The 17,827-nt window shown below is 40.1% G+C and carries 16 protein-coding genes; 6 read left to right on the top strand and 10 right to left on the bottom strand.

Annotated elements, in window-relative coordinates; translation table 11 throughout:
• Positions 1–5: 5 nt before the first annotated feature.
• Positions 6–1,160 (top strand): alanine racemase, encoded by a 1,155-nt coding sequence (alr, locus tag AACZ87_RS21625; RefSeq protein ID WP_339870160.1) that lies wholly within the window; start codon positions 6–8, stop codon positions 1,158–1,160.
• Here the strand turns inward: alr and purU are convergent.
• From purU to rfbC, 10 genes are all read right to left on the bottom strand, one after another.
• Entirely contained in the window at positions 1,157–2,011 is an 855-nt protein-coding gene (purU, locus tag AACZ87_RS21620) for a formyltetrahydrofolate deformylase (protein ID WP_339870159.1), read from the bottom strand. The genes alr and purU overlap by 4 nt on opposite strands.
• Before the next feature lie 88 nt (positions 2,012–2,099).
• A complete protein-coding gene (locus tag AACZ87_RS21615; RefSeq protein WP_339870157.1) occupies positions 2,100–2,513 on the bottom strand; it encodes a putative toxin-antitoxin system toxin component, PIN family in 414 nt (137 codons plus the stop codon).
• Entirely contained in the window at positions 2,494–2,715 is a 222-nt protein-coding gene (locus AACZ87_RS21610) for a hypothetical protein (protein ID WP_339870156.1), read from the bottom strand. Before AACZ87_RS21610 ends, AACZ87_RS21615 begins: the two co-directional genes overlap by 20 nt.
• Before the next feature lie 100 nt (positions 2,716–2,815).
• Positions 2,816–3,553, bottom strand: coding sequence for a shikimate dehydrogenase (locus AACZ87_RS21605; RefSeq protein ID WP_339870155.1), 738 nt, complete (start codon positions 3,551–3,553; stop codon positions 2,816–2,818).
• Positions 3,550–4,485, bottom strand: coding sequence for a DUF368 domain-containing protein (locus tag AACZ87_RS21600; RefSeq protein ID WP_339870154.1), 936 nt, complete (start codon positions 4,483–4,485; stop codon positions 3,550–3,552). Before AACZ87_RS21600 ends, AACZ87_RS21605 begins: the two co-directional genes overlap by 4 nt.
• A gap of 59 nt (positions 4,486–4,544) precedes the next feature.
• Positions 4,545–5,315: a phosphosulfolactate synthase gene (locus AACZ87_RS21595; RefSeq protein WP_283413511.1), complete on the bottom strand. Its 771-nt coding sequence runs from the start codon at positions 5,313–5,315 to the stop codon at positions 4,545–4,547.
• Positions 5,316–5,331: 16 nt separating this feature from the next.
• Complete coding sequence (locus AACZ87_RS21590) at positions 5,332–6,747, bottom strand: tetratricopeptide repeat protein (RefSeq protein WP_339870153.1); 1,416 nt, start codon at positions 6,745–6,747, stop codon at positions 5,332–5,334.
• A 145-nt stretch (positions 6,748–6,892) separates the two neighbouring features.
• Positions 6,893–7,846, bottom strand: a complete 954-nt coding sequence (locus AACZ87_RS21585) for an NAD-dependent epimerase/dehydratase family protein (RefSeq protein ID WP_339870152.1) — start codon at positions 7,844–7,846, stop codon at positions 6,893–6,895.
• A 15-nt stretch (positions 7,847–7,861) separates the two neighbouring features.
• Complete coding sequence (locus AACZ87_RS21580; protein ID WP_339870151.1) at positions 7,862–8,608, bottom strand: CpsB/CapC family capsule biosynthesis tyrosine phosphatase; 747 nt, start codon at positions 8,606–8,608, stop codon at positions 7,862–7,864.
• Positions 8,608–9,159: a dTDP-4-dehydrorhamnose 3,5-epimerase gene (rfbC, locus tag AACZ87_RS21575; RefSeq protein WP_339870150.1), complete on the bottom strand. Its 552-nt coding sequence runs from the start codon at positions 9,157–9,159 to the stop codon at positions 8,608–8,610. Before rfbC ends, AACZ87_RS21580 begins: the two co-directional genes overlap by 1 nt.
• A gap of 198 nt (positions 9,160–9,357) precedes the next feature.
• Between rfbC and hflX the strand changes: the two genes are divergently transcribed.
• The 5 genes from hflX to AACZ87_RS21550 all read left to right on the top strand — a co-directional run bounded on the left by hflX (position 9,358) and on the right by AACZ87_RS21550 (position 17,825).
• Positions 9,358–10,608 (top strand): GTPase HflX, encoded by a 1,251-nt coding sequence (gene hflX, locus AACZ87_RS21570; RefSeq protein WP_339870149.1) that lies wholly within the window; start codon positions 9,358–9,360, stop codon positions 10,606–10,608.
• A 139-nt stretch (positions 10,609–10,747) separates the two neighbouring features.
• Entirely contained in the window at positions 10,748–11,815 is a 1,068-nt protein-coding gene (locus AACZ87_RS21565) for a PAS domain-containing sensor histidine kinase (RefSeq protein ID WP_339870148.1), read from the top strand.
• A gap of 121 nt (positions 11,816–11,936) precedes the next feature.
• On the top strand, positions 11,937–13,604 hold the full coding sequence (locus tag AACZ87_RS21560; protein ID WP_339870147.1) for a PQQ-dependent sugar dehydrogenase: 1,668 nt from the start codon (positions 11,937–11,939) through the stop codon (positions 13,602–13,604).
• Positions 13,605–13,779: 175 nt separating this feature from the next.
• Positions 13,780–14,475: a FadR/GntR family transcriptional regulator gene (locus AACZ87_RS21555; protein WP_283413503.1), complete on the top strand. Its 696-nt coding sequence runs from the start codon at positions 13,780–13,782 to the stop codon at positions 14,473–14,475.
• Positions 14,476–14,675: 200 nt separating this feature from the next.
• Positions 14,676–17,825 carry a TonB-dependent receptor gene (locus AACZ87_RS21550; protein ID WP_339870146.1) on the top strand — a complete coding sequence of 1,050 codons (3,150 nt, stop codon included), beginning with the start codon at positions 14,676–14,678 and terminating at the stop codon, positions 17,823–17,825.
• The last annotated feature ends 2 nt before the right edge of the window (positions 17,826–17,827 follow it).

Here is a 17,827-nt window from a genome sequence, read left to right as displayed (position 1 = left end):
ATAAAATGATTGCAACATCCACCCTTGAAATCAGTGCAAAAGCTTACAGACAAAACATCAGATACATTCGCTCAGAAATCGGCCCTGAGCCTATCATATCTGCCGTAGTTAAAGGAAATGCCTACGGGCACGGGATTTCCCAAATGGTAGAAATCGCAGAAAAAGCCGGAATCCGCCATTTCAGTACGTTCAGTTCGGATGAAGCTTGGGAAGTATGGGAAAAATCAAAAAAAGGGTCGGAAATAATGATTTTAGGGATGCTCCACTTAGAGGAGTTGGAAGAATTGATCCGAAAAGGAATCAGCTTTTACGTTTTTGATTTTGAAAGACTCCAGAAAGCTATCGCTATTTCGAAGCAAACTGGCATCGCTGCGAAAGTACATATTGAAATAGAGACTGGATTTCATAGAACAGGTTTTGATTGGGTTCATCGTGAGAAGCTCGCAGGCATTCTTCAAGAAAATTATGAACTGATTTCAATGGAAGGTCTTTGTACACATTATGCGGGTGCTGAGTCAGTGAGCAATTTCGTCAGGGTAAAAAATCAAATTACCCGATATCATGAATTCAAGGACTTTTTCAATGAACAAGGAATCACATTCAAAACCTACCACACAGCCTGTTCTGCAGCTACACTGATTTTCCCTGAAACTATCATGGACATGGTAAGAATAGGAATAGCTGGATATGGATTTTGGCCTACCAAAGAGACTTTTTTTGCGAAGCTAAACTCACTTCCTAAAGGAAATAAGAATCCTTTGAGAAGGCTGATCACTTGGAAAAGTACTATCATGAGCCTGAAGTCAGTGAAAACCGGCGAGTTTGTAGGCTATGGAAACAGCTACATGGCGCTAGAAAATATACGGATGGCAATCGTGCCCGTGGGCTATGGACACGGATATAGCCGTCTGCTGAGCAATCAAGGGATGGTGCTGATCAAAGGACAATATTGCCAGGTGGTGGGCACCGTCACCATGAATGCTATCGCCGTGAATGTAAGCAAACTTAAAGATCTAAAAGTCGGAGATGAGGTGATCTTGATAGGAAAGCAAGGCGGAAAGGAAATAACAGTTGCCTCTTTTTCAGAATCTACGCAACAAGTGAATTATGAAATGCTTACCAGATTGCCGAAAGAAATTCCAAGAAAAATAATTCCTTAATAAAATATAACGGTCTTGTTATTGATCGGCATCACCTTACGGTCTACGTGATATTTGATCGCCTTGGAAAGTACCACTTTCTCCACGTCCTGACCGATCTGCACGAGTTCCGCCACGGTATTGTGATGCCTCACACGTGCAACTTCCTGCTCTATGATAGGGCCAGCATCTAATTCTTCAGTCACGTAATGTGCTGTAGCTCCAATGATTTTCACCCCCCGCTCATAGGCAGCATGGTAAGGTTTTGCTCCGACGAATGCTGGCAAAAATGAATGATGAATATTAATAATGCGATTGGGAAAGTGCTTGATAAACTCAGGAGATAAAATCTGCATGTACCTTGCTAACACCACGAAGTCAATTTGATTTGCCTTCATCAATTCCAACTGATTGGCCTCAGCGGCAGCTTTGGTCTCGGAAGTAATAGGAATGTGGTGAAATGGAATCCCGAAGGCCTCCACAACTTGCTTCAAATTAGGATGATTGGAAACGACCAAAGGAATATCAACCTCAAGCTGTCCTGCATAGTGTCTTCCCAAAATATCAAACAAGCAATGAGAAAGCTTGCTAACGAAAATCGCCATTCTTGGCTTAGGGAAATTGAAATGAAGCTTGAATTCCATCTGAAATCGCTCTCCAACTTCAGCTTTAAAACATTCAGAAATCTCATCTTTACCCAACGAGAAAGAATCTAATTCCCAAGCAGCACGCATGAAAAACATACCCAGATTCTCATCCACGTGCTGATCTACCTCAAGTATATTTCCATTGTAGGTGTACAAAAACTTGGAAACTTCGGCTACGATTCCTTTTTGATCGGAACACTGGATGATTAGGATGGCTTTTTTCATGGTTGAATAGTTTGTTTGTCTGCAAAAAATCAAAGAGTCTTTAATTGTGGCAAACGCCATAATTAATCATTGAATGAAACTTATATGATCATTTTTGAGCAAAATACTCGCTACTAGTTAAGATTTCTGTTTGATTCAGTTTTTCTAAAACCAATAAATCCTTATCCCCTGTTATTAAGTGTGATGCTCTCCCGTCCTTTGCCAAGGATAAAAGAAAATTATCTTTAGGGTCGCGACACAATTCAATAGAGGTTGTAACCAAAACAAATTCAGCTTTTGTACTGATTTTTGAAATAAGACTCTGAAGATCTGTTTTTGAAAAGTATTTTTTGAATTTAGGTCTTTGGGCTACTTCTAAGAATTCATCCAAAAGTTCTTGGTTAAAAAGCAAAGTGAGTTTGTCATCTTTAATCAGTTGATCAACTTCGGAAAAATCCTTGGTTAAAAGAAAACTCACCCAAATATTGGTATCAAAAATAACTCTATGCTTTCCCTTTGGCATAGCGTTTAGTTCTCACAGCCTCAACTTCCCTAGTTATCTCATCTAAAGTCGGCGGATTAGATGCGGCTTTTTTTCTAAGTCTATCCACGGAAGCCATAAAGGGGTCATTTGAAGAGTCAGCAATGGAAATAAGATTCTTTTCAGCAAGATCTCTTAACAGTTTTTCGCCCTTTGGATTCAAAATTTCTACTTGATAAGTCATAGTGTATCAAATTTACAAAATTGTGACCAATTCTTAATTCAGGAATATTCACGACTTCAATTGACGCTACATCGGTCTCCACTCATCGGTCTTCCAGCTTTTACGAACTCCAGATCTCCCAAGAGGCTTCAGCCTGCAAAATTAGCATTTCGTGGCCATTCTTAGCTTTGCCTCCAGCATCCAAACAAGCTTTCATCAACGTAGTCACCGGAGGATTATAGACCAAATCATACACAAAATGTGAAGGAGAAAACTGATCCAACGGAATAGCAGGCATCCCTTCCTCATTAGGAAAAGTACCGAGAGGGGTAGTATTTACGATTAGGTGATGAGTCTTCATGATCTCAGGGTTGGAAGCTAGGTCACCGTAAGTAATTTGATCTTCATCTTCTGAGCGGGATACATTCAGAAAATCAATATCCAAATCTATCAACGCCTGCTTGATTGCTTTTGATGCTCCGCCTGTTCCCAAAATCAAGGCCTTGAGTTTAACTCCACCAAGCCAAGGTGAAAGCGAATTTTTGAATCCAATATAATCTGTATTATAACCTGTGCGAATTCCATCCTGAATATGAATGCAATTTACCGCGCCGATCTCCTCACAGGCTTCTTCCAGATCATCCATCAAGGCAATCACATCCTCCTTGTGCGGAATAGTGACATTGATGCCTTCGATATCTGGATTTTCACTTAGAATATCCTCGAGGTCACGCGCATTCGGTATGTCGTATAATTCATAGGAACAGTCTGTAATTCCTTCCTTCTCAAATTTCTCAGTAAAATATTTCTTTGAAAAAGAGTGTGTAAGTGGATGACCTATCAAACCGAATTTCCTCATGATTTCTTCAAATATGCCGCTAGGCGCTCAATTCCCAGTACTAAAATGATTCCGAAAGCAAAGGCCGCTAATGCGATCATCAACTTTGGCTCAAAACCTGTTTGGTCTAGATACTCACTAGGAAACAGGTTTTTCGTCAGAAAAGGTTTTTCCTCTCCACTGGAAGATGTGCGGTAAGCTGTGACAATTTTCCAAGGCCAAAGTTTGTTGATAGACCCTAGCATGAAGCCTGAAAGCAATCCTATGGTAATGGAATAATAATGCTTGAGCAACCAAGAAATAACACGACTGAAAGACAATAAACCAACAATACATCCCAAAGCAAAAACAGCTAGAGTAACAAAATCTCGCTCTGAAACTGCATGAAGAACTGACTCATATTTTCCCAGAATTAATAAAATAAAACTTCCACTAATTCCAGGAAGAATCATCGCGCAAATTGCAATGGCCCCAGCTACAAATGTAAACCAAAGCGCGTCTGGGCTACTAGTAGGAGGTAATTCTGTAATGAAATAGGCTGCTACTGTACCAATCACCAAGGCGATCACTACACCCAAGCTCCATTTCTTGATGTCCTTCAAAATCAAAAACGCACTCACTAATATCAACCCACAGAAAAATGACCAGAGAGGAATAGGATGCTCAGCCATTAAATAGGTAATTAATTTCGAAAGGGAAAAAATACTCGTCATGATCCCAAGGAAAAGACTAAGTAAAAAGGCTCCATTCACTGCTTGAAAGAATGCTTTGAACTCGAACTTGAGCAGCAACTTCAGGCTATCGCCATTGAAGGAATTGATACTGTCCAGTAACTCTTCATAGATGCCTGTGATCAATGCAATTGATCCACCGGAAACACCCGGTACTATGTCTGCAGCTCCCATACCCATTCCTTTCAGGTAAGTGAGTATGTATTTTCTAATAGAATCCATTGGTCAAAAATAAAGGCTGATCGGAATATTCCAATCAGCCTGTAATGAGTTGAGTAGTATTACAATTTGATTTCTCCGAGAAAGTGATCGAAAGTATCACCTCTCAATCCCAATCGGATAGTCTCCAACGGAATCACTTCCGAAGGGCTGATATTTCCAAGGTTTACATTGGCACCGATCAGCTTGATAAACCAAACCTGCTGAGATTTGATAGGAGCTTCCCAGATGATTCTTTCTTCAGGGATTTGAGTTAGAATTTCTTCCACTAATCCTTGTCTTACTTCTCCAGAATCTCTGAAAAGACCTACGTTTCCGCCTTCTCTAGCTTCACCGATTACTTTCCAAGCACCGGCATCCAATTCTGTTTGCATCTGCTCAATCCACTTATATGGAGGAATAATCTTGGCGGCATCTTTGGATCCAACTTCGGATAGTACCGTAACTTGCTTGGCTAGTGTAGCTATGTATTCACACTTCTTATCATGATTTAAAGAAATTGATCCATCTGATACCTCAGCGAACGAGAGATCATATTTATCCAAAACTTTTCTGTAATCATCAAATTGTCCTCTTACAATAAAAGCTTCGAAAAGTGTTCCTCCTAAATAAACAGGAATTCCTGCTTCTTTATAGATGGCAAGTTTTTCATTGAGGTTTTTGGTCACATAAGATGTCGCCCAACCCAGCTTCACGATATCAACGAAATCGGAACAACTTTCAACAAAATCTTCTGTGGCGCGTAGGCTTAGGCCTTTGTCCATGGCCATGGTAAATCCTTTGGTTCGTGGCTTTTCAGTCCGAACGGGGATATTATTCAGCTCATAATTCATTAGCGAGGTTTTAATGTTAAGACTCGAGATTTTCTTCTCGATATTGGGCAATAATCTTGTATAAGGCCTTCTGCTGTTTCAGCTCCGGCATCAAATCATACATGATCGTATGCTTTTCGAAGTTCAAAGTTAACCCATTTTCCAAAAATGAAAACGCCTCTTTGTAATTGCCCATTTTGATTAGGTACACGACTAGGCGGTAATAAAGCTCAGCCTCTTCTGGCATTTCTTCAATCCCCTCGCGCGTCACGTCAATAGCTTCCTCAAAACGGTTTTGCTCAAAATAGATAAGTGCCAGATTCACATAGGTTTCCAGAATCCCAGGTTCCAAATTGATCGCTTCTTCGTATGCTTCAGAGCTTGCCTGCATGTTCCCCAAATTAAATTCAGCATCGGCAAGACCTACCCAATAATTAGAATTTTCTTTTGTAAGATTTAATGCTTTTTTGAAATAATGTATCGCTTCAAAGAATTTTTCCTTCTTCAGCATGCACATTCCTAGTCCGAACCAAGCATCGTCATACTCTTCGTCGAATTTCGCGGACTTCTTAAAGTACTTAAACGCCTCGTCTATTTTTTCGAGCTTTTCATAGGCAGCACCCATGTAGCAGCAGTTTTCAGCATTGGCCCCTTCACAATTAATCGTATTTTGATAAGCTTCCAAGGCTAGCTCATACTGCTGCGTATTCATCAGCGCATTGCCAAGATTAAAGTAAGCCGATGCAAACGCATCATCGATCAAAATGGCATAATCATAGGCTTTGATCGCTTCTTCAAATCGGCCAAGACGGTTGTAAACCACGCCTAAGTTGTACCAAGCTCCAGCAGAGTATGGATCCTGATCAATGAATTCCTGATAGAAATCCAAAATCTCATCAAAGGATCCCTCTTCTTCAGTGATCATTGCCAACTGAAAAAGCGCATCTTCGTGATTGATACGGTTTTTTACAGCTTCTTTGAAGTAATAGCTAGCCTTCTCGTTGTTATTCTGGACGCGATACAGATTGCCTAAGGAATAAAATACCTCAGCCTTATCCTCTGCCAAAGGCAAGAAATTTTCCAATATTTCGATTCCTTCCTTAGGCGTTCCAGCAAGAATATGGGCATTTGCCAAAGCCAGAATAATCTCTTCGTTGTTCGGAGAAATGTTATTGATGTTTTCCAAGATGTCCAGACCTTCTTCCAATTCATCATTGAAAATCAAGCACTGAGCTTTTAGAAGTTTTATTTCTACAGAAAAAGGAAATCGTTCCAAAGAAAATTCAGAAGCGCGCAATGCCTTCAGAAATTTCTGCTGATCGAAATAAAATCGGATGATATCCTCCAATTCTTCCTCTTCAAAATAAAGGTCCAGATTGGATTGTAGGGAATTTTCAAATCGCTCTACCAGCTTCTTGTCATTTTCCCAATCGTGATCGTGGTCTCCGGTCATTAGGATGCGTTATGGTTTATTTAAGTTACCAATAAAATTGGTCTCTCAAAGACTCGATTTGTTAATTTTTATTTTCCTCAATCAGAGATCTAATTGTGTCTCTTCAGGAGGCTTGGAGAAGAAACGAAAGCAATCAAAAATAAGTTTACTTTGACCAATCTAAGGTTTCATCCAAGGTAAAATAGTTCGGTTTAAGCAGCTTGTTCACTTTCGAGTTATCGAAAAAAACTTTTTGTTGAGAAATCATTGCTGTTTTCTTATTCAAAGGGCTTTTGCTCATTCCTATCCTCCTGAAAATTGTATTGAAAAACACTGCAACGTGAAGCATCAAAGGGCTCACGGATTTGTTTGGAGCTTTTTTTCCAAATGCTGCTGCCATTCTCTCGAAAAATTCTTTGTAAGAAATTCGCTCCTTATTTAAAATAAAACGTTCTCCCCAGGCATCTTTTTCTACCAATTGTCGGACTTGGCTTGCAGCATCCCGCACATCAATGTAATTCAAATCTCCTTTCGGGTAATAGGAATTACCTTCCATTACGTACTGATAAATATCAGATGAGCTTCGCTCATCAGTAACTTTCCCTAATAAGATAGAAGGATTTACCACGATCAGGTCAATCCCTTCTTGCTCTCCTCTCCACGCTTCCAACTCCGCTAGGTATTTAGAAATTCCATAATCCGTATTCAAAGGAGACTCCACCCATTTATATTTTTCATCCAAAATAGCTAATTCAGGACTTCTGCCGATCGCCGCAACAGAGCTTATGTGAACAAGCTTTTTTGCACCTACGTTAAGCATCGCATTTACAAGATTGGTAGTGCCTCCTACATTGATGTGATCCAAACTATCCCCATCATTCGCATCAAAAGACACTTTTCCTGCAGCATGGATGATTAGATCTATTCCTTCCATAGCAGATTCCAATGAATCCATGTCAAAAAGCTCGCCTTCATGCCAAGTAATCGGAAATGTAATTCCCTCTAGCAGTCGAAGAGATGAGTTCGCTCTGCGAAATCCATGAATCTCCCCCAGCGCAGAAAACTCCCTAGCCAAATAGCTCCCAAATAGACCTGTAATACCTGTAATAAGAATTTTCATCGAGTTCGCTCCCAATCAAAGAGAAGTGTTAAGCAGCTCAAGTTGTTTGATTTTGGGGTACAATTTTGACTTTGGCAAACTCTCCATCATATCCAAATAGCGCGGGTTGTGGCAATCAGTTCCAAAAAATCGTACCAGACCGGCTTCTACCAACATCTCCCCAAAATCTTTCACTGGTTTAGAATAAAAGCCAGTTAAAGACAATAAGTTGACTTGGAAAAGTATCCGTCGATCGGTCAAATCCTGGAGTAGCCCCTTGTCACCTATTAAGTATTGATAGCGTTCCGGGTGAGCAAGAATCGGACGATACCCTGCCATTTCCAATTGAAAGATAATGTCAAGTAGCATTTGGGGCTTGTTGATAAACCCTGTCTCTACCAAGATATAATTATCTCCAAATGTTAATACTTCCTCCCCGTCTTTGATTTTTTCCAAGAAAATCTCATCCATATAGTATTCGGCCGCGGCCTCTATTTCTATGGAAATCCCTTCTCTTTTCACAGCCTTTCGCAGATCCTCCAGGCCCATATTAATGATCTCAGGAGTATTGCGGTAATACTCCGACATGATGTGTGGCGTGGTGATAATTTTACGCAAACCGTAATCTGAAAGTCTCTTGATCAAATGAAGTGATTCCTCCATGGTCTTTGATCCATCGTCGATTCCAGGAATCAAGTGGGAGTGCATATCCACTTCCAACCAACTCAAATCAAAGTCTTCCTGTACTTCTGGCTTTCTTTTAAAAAGATCTAAAATCCCCATTATAAACCTCCTTCACTAGTCCTAAATTTTTCCAAAGTAGGCCAATCGGCATCTTTCTCAGAGGTAATTGGCGCTTCTACTTTCCAGTCAATCTCCAAAGCAGGATCATTCCATAGAATCCCACCTTCACTCTGTTTATTGTAATAATTGGAACATTTGTAGGCGAAAATAGAATCCTCTAACACGGAAAACCCATGCGCAAAACCTGGAGGAACATACATTAAGTTATTTCTACCCGAATCCAGAATAGTGGAATAAAGTTCTCCAAAGGAGGGTGAACCTTTTCTCAAATCTACCACCACATCCAAGACTTTCCCTTGGATTACACGTACCAACTTCGCCTGAGCAAATTCACCTCGCTGAAAATGAAGTCCACGAACGGTCCCTTTTTGGGAGAAACTTTGATTGTCCTGCACCCAGCCATGATCCACACCTGCGGAGGTCAACCAATCAGCTCGATAGGACTCAAAGAAATAACCTCTTTGATCTTCAAAAATTTTCGGAAATATCTCTAAAACACCAGAAATGGGCGCTTTTATAATTTGGGCCATTAGTAGATTTGATTACGGCATTAAATGGCAAAATAACCAACAGACTGAACACTATCCTAATCAATTCTAAGGAAATATGTCGAACTTTGCGCCATCATGTTCAACAATTCGACAAAACATTCCTCGAAAAAGCCATTTCTAAGAAATTAGGAAACTAAATTTTAGCCTTTTGCATTGTTTTGAGATAGAATTCAACTTATGAGTAAACATTCCCGCAAACTTCAAAAACTTCACGAAACAGCACCAAAAGAGGAAACTGCTATTTTGGTCAGTGTTGTTCGCCAGTACCAAACTGAAATACAAACTGAGGAATACTTGGATGAATTAGCATTTCTGACTGAAACACTGGGGCCAAGGACGGTATATCGCTTTACCCAAAAAATGGAAAAGCCGGATATCAAGACATTCGTAGGCTCAGGTAAACTCGAGGAGATTCAAGCTTATATCAAGCATTTCGAAGTGGATATGGTCATTTTCGATGATGATCTTTCCCCTTCACAAATGCGAAATTTGGAGAATGAATTGAAGGTAACCATCTACGATAGATCACTACTTATTCTGGATATTTTCCTCCAAAGAGCCCAAACTGCCCAGGCCAAAACCCAAGTAGAACTAGCACGCTTCCAATATTTACTTCCTCGATTGACTAACATGTGGACTCACTTGGAGCGACAGCGAGGTGGGACAACCACGCGAGGTGGAGCAGGTGAAAAGGAAATCGAAACAGATAAGCGTGATATCCGGGGAAGAATAACACTCCTCAAAGAAAAACTTCGCGAGATAGAAAAACAGGGAGAAACCCAGCGAAAAGGAAGAAAAGGAATCGTCCGGGTGGCAGTGGTAGGCTATACGAATGTGGGTAAGAGCACCTTGATGAACCTGATCACCAAGACAAATATCCTGGCTGAGAATAAGCTTTTCGCAACTGTAGACTCCACGGTAAGAAAAGTAGTTCTGGAGAACGTGCCTTTTTTGCTTTCTGATACGGTGGGATTCATTCGGAAACTACCAACTCACCTGATCGCAGCGTTTAAGTCAACCTTGGATGAGATTAGAGAGGCAGATTTACTCGTACATGTGGTGGATATTTCCCACCCTCATTTCGAAGATCACATAGCCGTAGTTACTCAGACATTGAGCGAGATCAAAGCAGGAGACAAGCCAATATTACTGGTTTTCAATAAAATCGATTTGGTAGAAACCATGCCTAGTGAGGAAGAAAGCATGAAAATGACTGAACTGGAGCTGGAAGAAGCAAGTTTTGTAGATTTTGATGCTTTGGCTGAAGCTTATGGAAAGAAAACTGGAATTCCACCTGTGTTTATGTGCGCTGCCAGCGGAGAAAATGTAAATGAATTTCGTCAAGCACTAATCACAGAGGTGAAAAAGCAACATAGAAAAATATATCCTAATTACTTAGAAGATGAGACTTTCACATTGGAAGGTTAAAGGAAGTTCAGTGGCTATCAAATTATTGATAGCCAACTTTTTTTAGGTTATAAGCTGAGTTTTTTTTCATTTTAATGGTTTTTTGATTATCCTCGCCTAACGATTCAGCGCAATTCTGAGGTCACCCACGCTCATTTTCATGGATTCAGCTAGTTCACAGTATGATATTTTTTTTAATTTAACATCAGACTTAGTTTGCATTGCAGGCTTTGATGGATACTTTAAAAAAGTAAACCCAGCAGTCCAAGAGGTTTTAGGTTATTCCTATGAGGAATTGTATACCACTCCAATTTCACATTTCATTTTTCATGATGACAAAGAATTAACCGCAGGAGTAAGAAGAGAATTATTAAAATCAACTCCTCTATCCAATTTTGAAAACAGGTACGTTTCCAAATCAGGCGAAACAGTTTGGCTTTCCTGGACTTCGCACCCAGTAGAAGATTCCCAATTGGTCTTTGCCATCGCAAAAGTGATTACGCAAAAAAAAGAGTTGGAAGCAGATAGAAATACGCTACTCACCAACCTTACGGAAATTAACAAAGACCTTCGTCATATCGGCCACATGACCTCTCATGATCTTCGGTCACCAGTGAATAATCTTCTTTCAATTTATGAATTGATAGATTTTTCAAAAATCACAGATTCGGATACGTTAGAGCTGATGGATGCATTCAAAATGTGTTGTGAAGATCTAAGAGAAAAGCTTAATTTCTATTCCAAGGAACTTAGAGACAAACAATCGCTTTTTATTCCGATGCATGAGGTAGACCTCAAAAAAATCGTGAAAAACGTAACCAAATCAATTGGTACGCTTCTGAAAAATTCCGCTGCTACGATAAAAACAGATTTCAAAGAAGTCCCAATAATTAAGTCAAACCCAAACTACCTGGAAAGTGTATTTTTAAATCTAATTACCAATTCCATCAAATATAAAAAACCGGGACTAGCACCAATAATTTCGATTTCCGCTAAACAGGTAGAAGATAAAATTGAACTGTCCTTTACTGACAATGGGCTGGGTTTTGATTTGGAAAAAGTAGGAAATAAACTATTTGGCTTTCAGCAGTCTTTTCATTCAAAAAAAGATAGTACAGGAATAGGCCTCTACTTAGTGTACAATCATGTTACTGGTTTGGGAGGTACAATAGAAGTAGAAAGCGCGCCTGCAGAAGGCACTACCTTTCGGATTTCACTAAATGCTTAAAATAAACCTCATCTAGTACTTATTCTGCAAAATATCTCCATACCAAAGACATTACAGGATAGATTGACCAATTATACTTTTTTATTTGGTGCAGTTATGCAAAACCCACAACTTAGCACTAATGAAAAAACCGATATTCCTCCTTCTTTTATTCAGTCTGGCATTTTTCTCTTGTTCTCAGAAAAGCGAGTTTGGTAGCTCCATCAGCACAGATTCCGAACAGGTGAAAGTTGGCAAATCACTCTTTGAAGCAAATTGCAGCACTTGTCATAGTTTTGACCAAAATGGTATAGGACCGAATTTAAGTGGTTTAACACATACCATAGAAACCGAGTGGATAAGAAATTTCATTAAAAATCCTTCGGAAGTAATCCGTTCTGGCGATCCGCGTGGGGTGACCATGCTAGAGCAGTATAAGGCAATTATGCCTCCTTTTGAAAGTTTCACCGAGAAGGAGCTTGACGCAGTTTTAAGTTACCTCCACACATTTGCAGCACTTCCTGACACCGTTCCGATGGTTGGCTTGAAAGATCCTATTTCTGATAGCATTCCTGATTCAGGTGTTCGACTAGAGATAGAATATTTTGCGCAGCTTCCTGCTTCAGATTCAAAAGCACCTTTGGCCAAAATGACCAAAATGGAGCCTGAGCGAAATTCTGGACGCTTATTTATCAACGATCAACGGGTCGGATTATATGAGTTGATCGATGGAAAGCCAAACCTCTACCTTCCAATCACTGAGTATAAATCTGACCTCGTGAGCAAACCTGGATGGGCTACTGGCTTGGCAAGTTTTACTTTCCACCCGGAATTTGATCAAAATGGGATTTTCTATACTGCACATACAGATGCGGGTGGATCACAAATTGCCGATTATGGTTATTCTGACACCATTCGAGTTTTCATGCAGTGGGTAGTAACGGAGTGGAAAGCTGAGGATCCGACAGCTGCCGTATTTAAAGGAACTGACAGGGAATTGCTTCGGATTGATATCCCTACACAGGCTCATGGGATGCAGGAACTGACATTCAATCCCCACGCAAAAAAAGGCGATGAGGATTATGGATTGCTATATATTGGCTTTGGGGATGGAGGACTGACTGAACAGCGGGCAGCCTATTTCTCCGATAGCAGGGGCGCTCTAGTTTATAGTAGTATTCTAAGAATTGATCCACAAGGTAATAACAGCCCAAATGGTAAATATGGAATTCCGCCAGGCAATCCTTTTGCAGAAGAAGAGGGAAAAGCTGGAGAAGTGTATGCTTATGGATTCCGAAATCCCAATCGTGTGTTCTGGGATGCTGATGGAAATATGTTTGCCACAGATATAGGTCAACATTCAGTGGAAGAGTTAAATAGAATAGAACCAGGCAAATTTTATGGTTGGCCGATTCGGGAAGGTCGATTTATCATTAATCCTTATGGTAAGTTTAATGAGATTTTTGCGTTGAATGAAGATGACGGGAATTTTGGAGTGACTTATCCGGAAGTCCAGCTCGATCATGACGAACTGGCGGCTATATTCGCAGGATATGAAATGCCCTATGGAGAACTGAAAGGGAAGTTTATTTTCGGTGATATCCTTTCAGGAAGACTCTTTTTCACAGACCTCAAGGATCTGGGCAAAATGAACGTACAAAGCTGGGGAGTGGTTTTCGAAGGAAAAGAAATGACCCTTTTAGAATTAGTCCAAAATGACAGAGTAGATCTAAAATTCGGGCAGGATGCTGATAACAACATTTATATTATGAGTAAAACAGAAGGCAAAATTTATAAAATCCTGCCTTAACAGGAATTGTAAGTACAGATTGATACTCAACAAACAGCAAAGCCAAATTTTTTAATTTAGAGAAATCTCTATCTCGCTCAGAATGAGTTTGTAAAAAAAGTTTAACATTTTTTTGGAACACAGATTTTTTTGTTTAAAATTGGTCAACCAATTATTGGTCAACCAATTTAAGCCCATGGAAACCTTAAGTAATTTTAAAACAATCAAGCTTGATCATCCTGTAGATATTATTATCAGTCAAATAAGAGATTTGATTATTTCAGGCGAGCTTAACGCGGGTGACAAGCTTCCTCCTGAGCGCAAACTTTCCGAAAAACTTGGCATCAGCAGAACTTACGTCAGAGAGGCTATTAAGAAACTTGAGTTTTACGGCATAGTCAAAACCCACCCGCAAAGCGGAACTATCATCGCAGGTCTGGGAATCACAGCCTTAGAAGGATTGATCTCTGATGTCCTGAAAATGGAAGGAAGTGATTTTCATTCCTTGATAGAGACCCGATTGATTCTTGAATCTCAAACAGTGAGGCTCGCAGCAGAGCGACGGACTGAGGAAGATATTGAAGCGCTACAGGAAGCATTAGATCTCTACGAAGCCAAAGTAAAATCAGGAGCACAGGCTATAGATGAGGATTTACTTTTTCACATCAAAATCGCTGAAGCCAGTAAAAACAATGTGCTCAAATCGCTGATGCTTATCGTCACTCCTGATATTCTGACACATTTCACTAAGCATAATGTCTGTGGTGGAGGCAAGCCATTTGGGGCTTTGCAGGAGCATAAAGAAATCCTTACCCATATCATTAATCAAGACACAACAATGGCAGAATTCGCCATGAAAAACCACCTATCTGAAATCATAAATAAAAAATGAGTAGCCTATGGTAAAAAAAATGGTGGACAGAATCCACCAAATTTCACATCAGGAATATTAAGTACTACTGTATAAAGATTGTCGAGGTCCTAACCGTAGTCTCCCTAATGGATAGCCAAATTTACACAAAAATAGCTATCTATTAAATCACTTACTATCCCTGGTCTCCTACAAAGAAATTTTCTAAACAAAACCCAAAAATGAGACAACCATTACCTAATAAAATTTGGAATGGGCAGGTGATTTATCTAAGAATAGTATCAATATGTATTTGCCTACTTCTGAGCAATACTGCCCATGTCTTGGCCTTCCAAAGTGAATCGGCCTCCACAGTTACCGGTCAAATCATCGATGACCAAGGTCTTTATATTCCAGGAGTGAATATCCTGGTAAAAGGAACAACCACTGCAACAGTATCAGATTCTGACGGAAATTTCCGAATTACTGCAAAACCAACCGACACATTAATCTTTTCATTCATAGGATATACTACTTCGGAAGTCCTAGTCGGAAATCAAAGTCAACTTGCGATTACGCTTTCAGAAGACTTGAAACAACTAGAAGAAATTGTTGTAGTAGGTTATGGCACGCAAAAGAAGTCTCACCTAACTGGTGCAGTATCCAAATTACAGAATAAAACGCTAGGAGATCTTCCTATCCAGCAAGCAGATCAGGCTCTCCAAGGAAAAATAGCAGGTGTACAAATTCAGAATGTAACCTCTGAAGCTGGTGTATCTCCTTCGATCAGAATTCGTGGCAATGCTTCTATCGGAGCAAGTAATGAACCACTTGTAGTAGTCGATGGCTACCCTACTACTGATGGTCTTTCATTCATCAATCCTAATGACATCGAATCTATTGAGGTATTGAAAGATGCAGCATCCGCAGCGATCTATGGATCAAGAGGAGCAAATGGTGTGATCATCGTCACCACTAAAAGTGGCGTGGTAGATAAGCCTTCTTTCAACTTTAAAGTCTTCTCTGGTATCAAAAATCCATACAAAGTACACGACATGCTTACCTCTACAGAATATGTAGAGATGCTTTGGGCTGAGGAAGCCTTAGGCGGCGTAGGCCCGACAATTCACGAAAAAGCGGCTTGGTCACTTGGAAACAATGCTGACTGGCAGGAAGAAGGACTTCGTGAAGGTAGAGTTAGTAGCTATCAGCTTGGAGTATCAGGCGGTAAAAAAGAGTTGACTTACCTGATCTCTGGCGGATACAATGACGAAAAAGGGATGTTAATTAACAACGATTTTCAACGTTTCAACCTCCGAATGAAAATGGATGCGAAATTGAATAAAGTGGTGAAAGTCGGTGTAAACATTAATCCTTCATACACCAAGAATATTCTTCCTGCATCTAACTTCACCGATTACTTCAGAACACCCTCTTTCATGCCTGTGAAACATACTGCTGAGACTTCTGCGCTTACTGGTATTCCAGAGGGAGAATGGGCACATGGAAGACATTTCAACAACCTAACTTACACGTACACCTTGCCAGATGGCACAGAGGAATCAGTGGTAGCTAGACCTTGGAATACTTCCAATAATAACCCAAAGTTCATTAGTGATAACGATACCAGAACTAAGGACTCGTACAGAATTTTAGGTTCTACTTATGTCCAAGTTGATTTCAATGAAAACTTTTACTTCAAAGCATCTCAAGGCGCTTATGTAACCTACACTGAGCAAGAAGAATATAAAAATGAAGGAACGAACAGAGCTGGTGATCCTAATCAGGGTGTGTACGAGAACAGATTAAGGATAGATCTTCTTTCAGAAAACACACTAAACTATTCAAAAACATGGGGTGATCATGACTTCTCAGCATTGGGTGGTTTCACCATTCAAAAAGTTTCCAACACCTATTCAAGCATAGTAGGAACGAATTTTCCAACAGATTATGTGCCTACGCTAAATGGCGCTACGGTTTTGGATTTGGGCAACACATACACTTTGAAAGACGAAAGTATCTTATTGTCCTACTTGGCAAGAGTAACTTATGCTTACAAAAACAAATACCTATTCTCTGCCAGTGCGAGAGCTGATGGTAGCTCAGTTTTTGGACCTGAAAATAGATGGGGATATTTCCCTTCAGTGTCTGCAGGATGGGTAGTGACTGAAGAGAATTTCTTGAAATCAAACACTTTTCTTGACATGTTGAAAATCAGAGGTAGCTATGGCGTCACTGGTAATAATGATATTGAAAACTATGCTTCAGTCAATAGACTTTATCCTGAAAATTACAGTTTCGGATCTGGCACGGGAATATTGAATGCCGGTCTTGCACAGTCAGGCTCTACGTTGGCAAACAAAGCTATTACCTGGGAGAGAACATTCTCTTACAATTTTGGTGTCGATCTGGGCTTCCTTGGAAACAGATTTAATCTATCAGCAGAATTCTATAATTCTATAACTGATCAGCTATTGTTAAAGCAACCAACATTGGCTTTCACAGGCTATACTGAGTTTTGGAATAACATTGGAAAAATTGAAAACAACGGTTTCGAATTGGAACTTAACCTTAACAATATCAACAAAACAAAATTCCAATGGCAAACATCCATCAACTTCTCCCGAGTTAAAAACAAGTTGATCGAATTCAGTGGTGAAGATAGACTTCTTAGCTATGGTGAGAGAAACGAGGTTTACTTGGCGCAAGTGGGTCAGCCGTACATCCAGTTCTTTGGGTACAAGCAAATCGGTGTTTGGAATACGCAGGAAGAAATTGATTCTAATGCAAGCAACAGTCTGGACAGACCAGGAGGTTTGAGATTGCTTGACGCAAATGAAGATGGTGTGATCGACGATGAGGACCGGGTAGTTCTTGGCAATCCATTCCCAGACTTCACTTGGGGTATCACCAACTCTTTTAATATCGGCAACTTTGACTTGAGCATTTTGATTCAAGGTGTACAAGGAATCGACGTATTCAACGGCGATGGTCATTACAATGAGGTCAAAAGAGGAAATAGAGATTATGTGGAAAACAGATGGATTTCACCTGAGCATCCTGGAGATGGCATGACTCCATACAGCACCAATGGTATGGGATGGCAGTTCACAGATTTTATGATCGAAGACGGATCTTATGTCTCAGTTCGTGACATCGTATTAGGATACACCTTGCCTCAGTCGCTTACGGAAAAGATCAAATTGAATAATGTAAGGATCTATGGATCTGCTCAAAATGCACTCTATTTCTTCTCTAAAGACTACAGAGGTATCAATCCAGAAGCGAGATCTACCAGTGGAGCATACGAATCTCCACTTGTGACTGGCTACCAGAGAGGTGCTTTCCCAGTACCAAGAGCATTTGTTTTAGGTGTAGATCTTAGCTTTTAAAC

This window comes from uncultured Algoriphagus sp., from assembly GCF_963974365.1.
In the GTDB taxonomy this organism is placed as follows: Bacteria; Bacteroidota; Bacteroidia; order Cytophagales; family Cyclobacteriaceae; genus Algoriphagus.
The sequence above is the reverse complement of the archived record's forward strand: the minus strand, read 5'-3'. Positions and strand labels throughout refer to the sequence as shown.

Bases quoted from the DNA above. Each gene is read 5' to 3' on its own strand.
- alr (WP_339870160.1), top strand. From the start codon at position 6: ATGATTGCAACATCCACCCTTGAAATCAGTGCAAAAGCTTACAGACAA.
- purU (WP_339870159.1), bottom strand. From the start codon at position 2,011: ATGAAAAAAGCCATCCTAATCATCCAGTGTTCCGATCAAAAAGGAATC.
- AACZ87_RS21615 (WP_339870157.1), bottom strand. From the start codon at position 2,513: ATGCCAAAGGGAAAGCATAGAGTTATTTTTGATACCAATATTTGGGTG.
- AACZ87_RS21610 (WP_339870156.1), bottom strand. From the start codon at position 2,715: ATGACTTATCAAGTAGAAATTTTGAATCCAAAGGGCGAAAAACTGTTA.
- AACZ87_RS21605 (WP_339870155.1), bottom strand. From the start codon at position 3,553: ATGAGGAAATTCGGTTTGATAGGTCATCCACTTACACACTCTTTTTCA.
- AACZ87_RS21600 (WP_339870154.1), bottom strand. From the start codon at position 4,485: ATGGATTCTATTAGAAAATACATACTCACTTACCTGAAAGGAATGGGT.
- AACZ87_RS21595 (WP_283413511.1), bottom strand. From the start codon at position 5,315: ATGAATTATGAGCTGAATAATATCCCCGTTCGGACTGAAAAGCCACGA.
- AACZ87_RS21590 (WP_339870153.1), bottom strand. From the start codon at position 6,747: ATGACCGGAGACCACGATCACGATTGGGAAAATGACAAGAAGCTGGTA.
- AACZ87_RS21585 (WP_339870152.1), bottom strand. From the start codon at position 7,846: ATGAAAATTCTTATTACAGGTATTACAGGTCTATTTGGGAGCTATTTG.
- AACZ87_RS21580 (WP_339870151.1), bottom strand. From the start codon at position 8,608: ATGGGGATTTTAGATCTTTTTAAAAGAAAGCCAGAAGTACAGGAAGAC.
- rfbC (WP_339870150.1), bottom strand. From the start codon at position 9,159: ATGGCCCAAATTATAAAAGCGCCCATTTCTGGTGTTTTAGAGATATTT.
- hflX (WP_339870149.1), top strand. From the start codon at position 9,358: ATGAGTAAACATTCCCGCAAACTTCAAAAACTTCACGAAACAGCACCA.
- AACZ87_RS21565 (WP_339870148.1), top strand. From the start codon at position 10,748: ATGGATTCAGCTAGTTCACAGTATGATATTTTTTTTAATTTAACATCA.
- AACZ87_RS21560 (WP_339870147.1), top strand. From the start codon at position 11,937: ATGAAAAAACCGATATTCCTCCTTCTTTTATTCAGTCTGGCATTTTTC.
- AACZ87_RS21555 (WP_283413503.1), top strand. From the start codon at position 13,780: ATGGAAACCTTAAGTAATTTTAAAACAATCAAGCTTGATCATCCTGTA.
- AACZ87_RS21550 (WP_339870146.1), top strand. From the start codon at position 14,676: ATGAGACAACCATTACCTAATAAAATTTGGAATGGGCAGGTGATTTAT.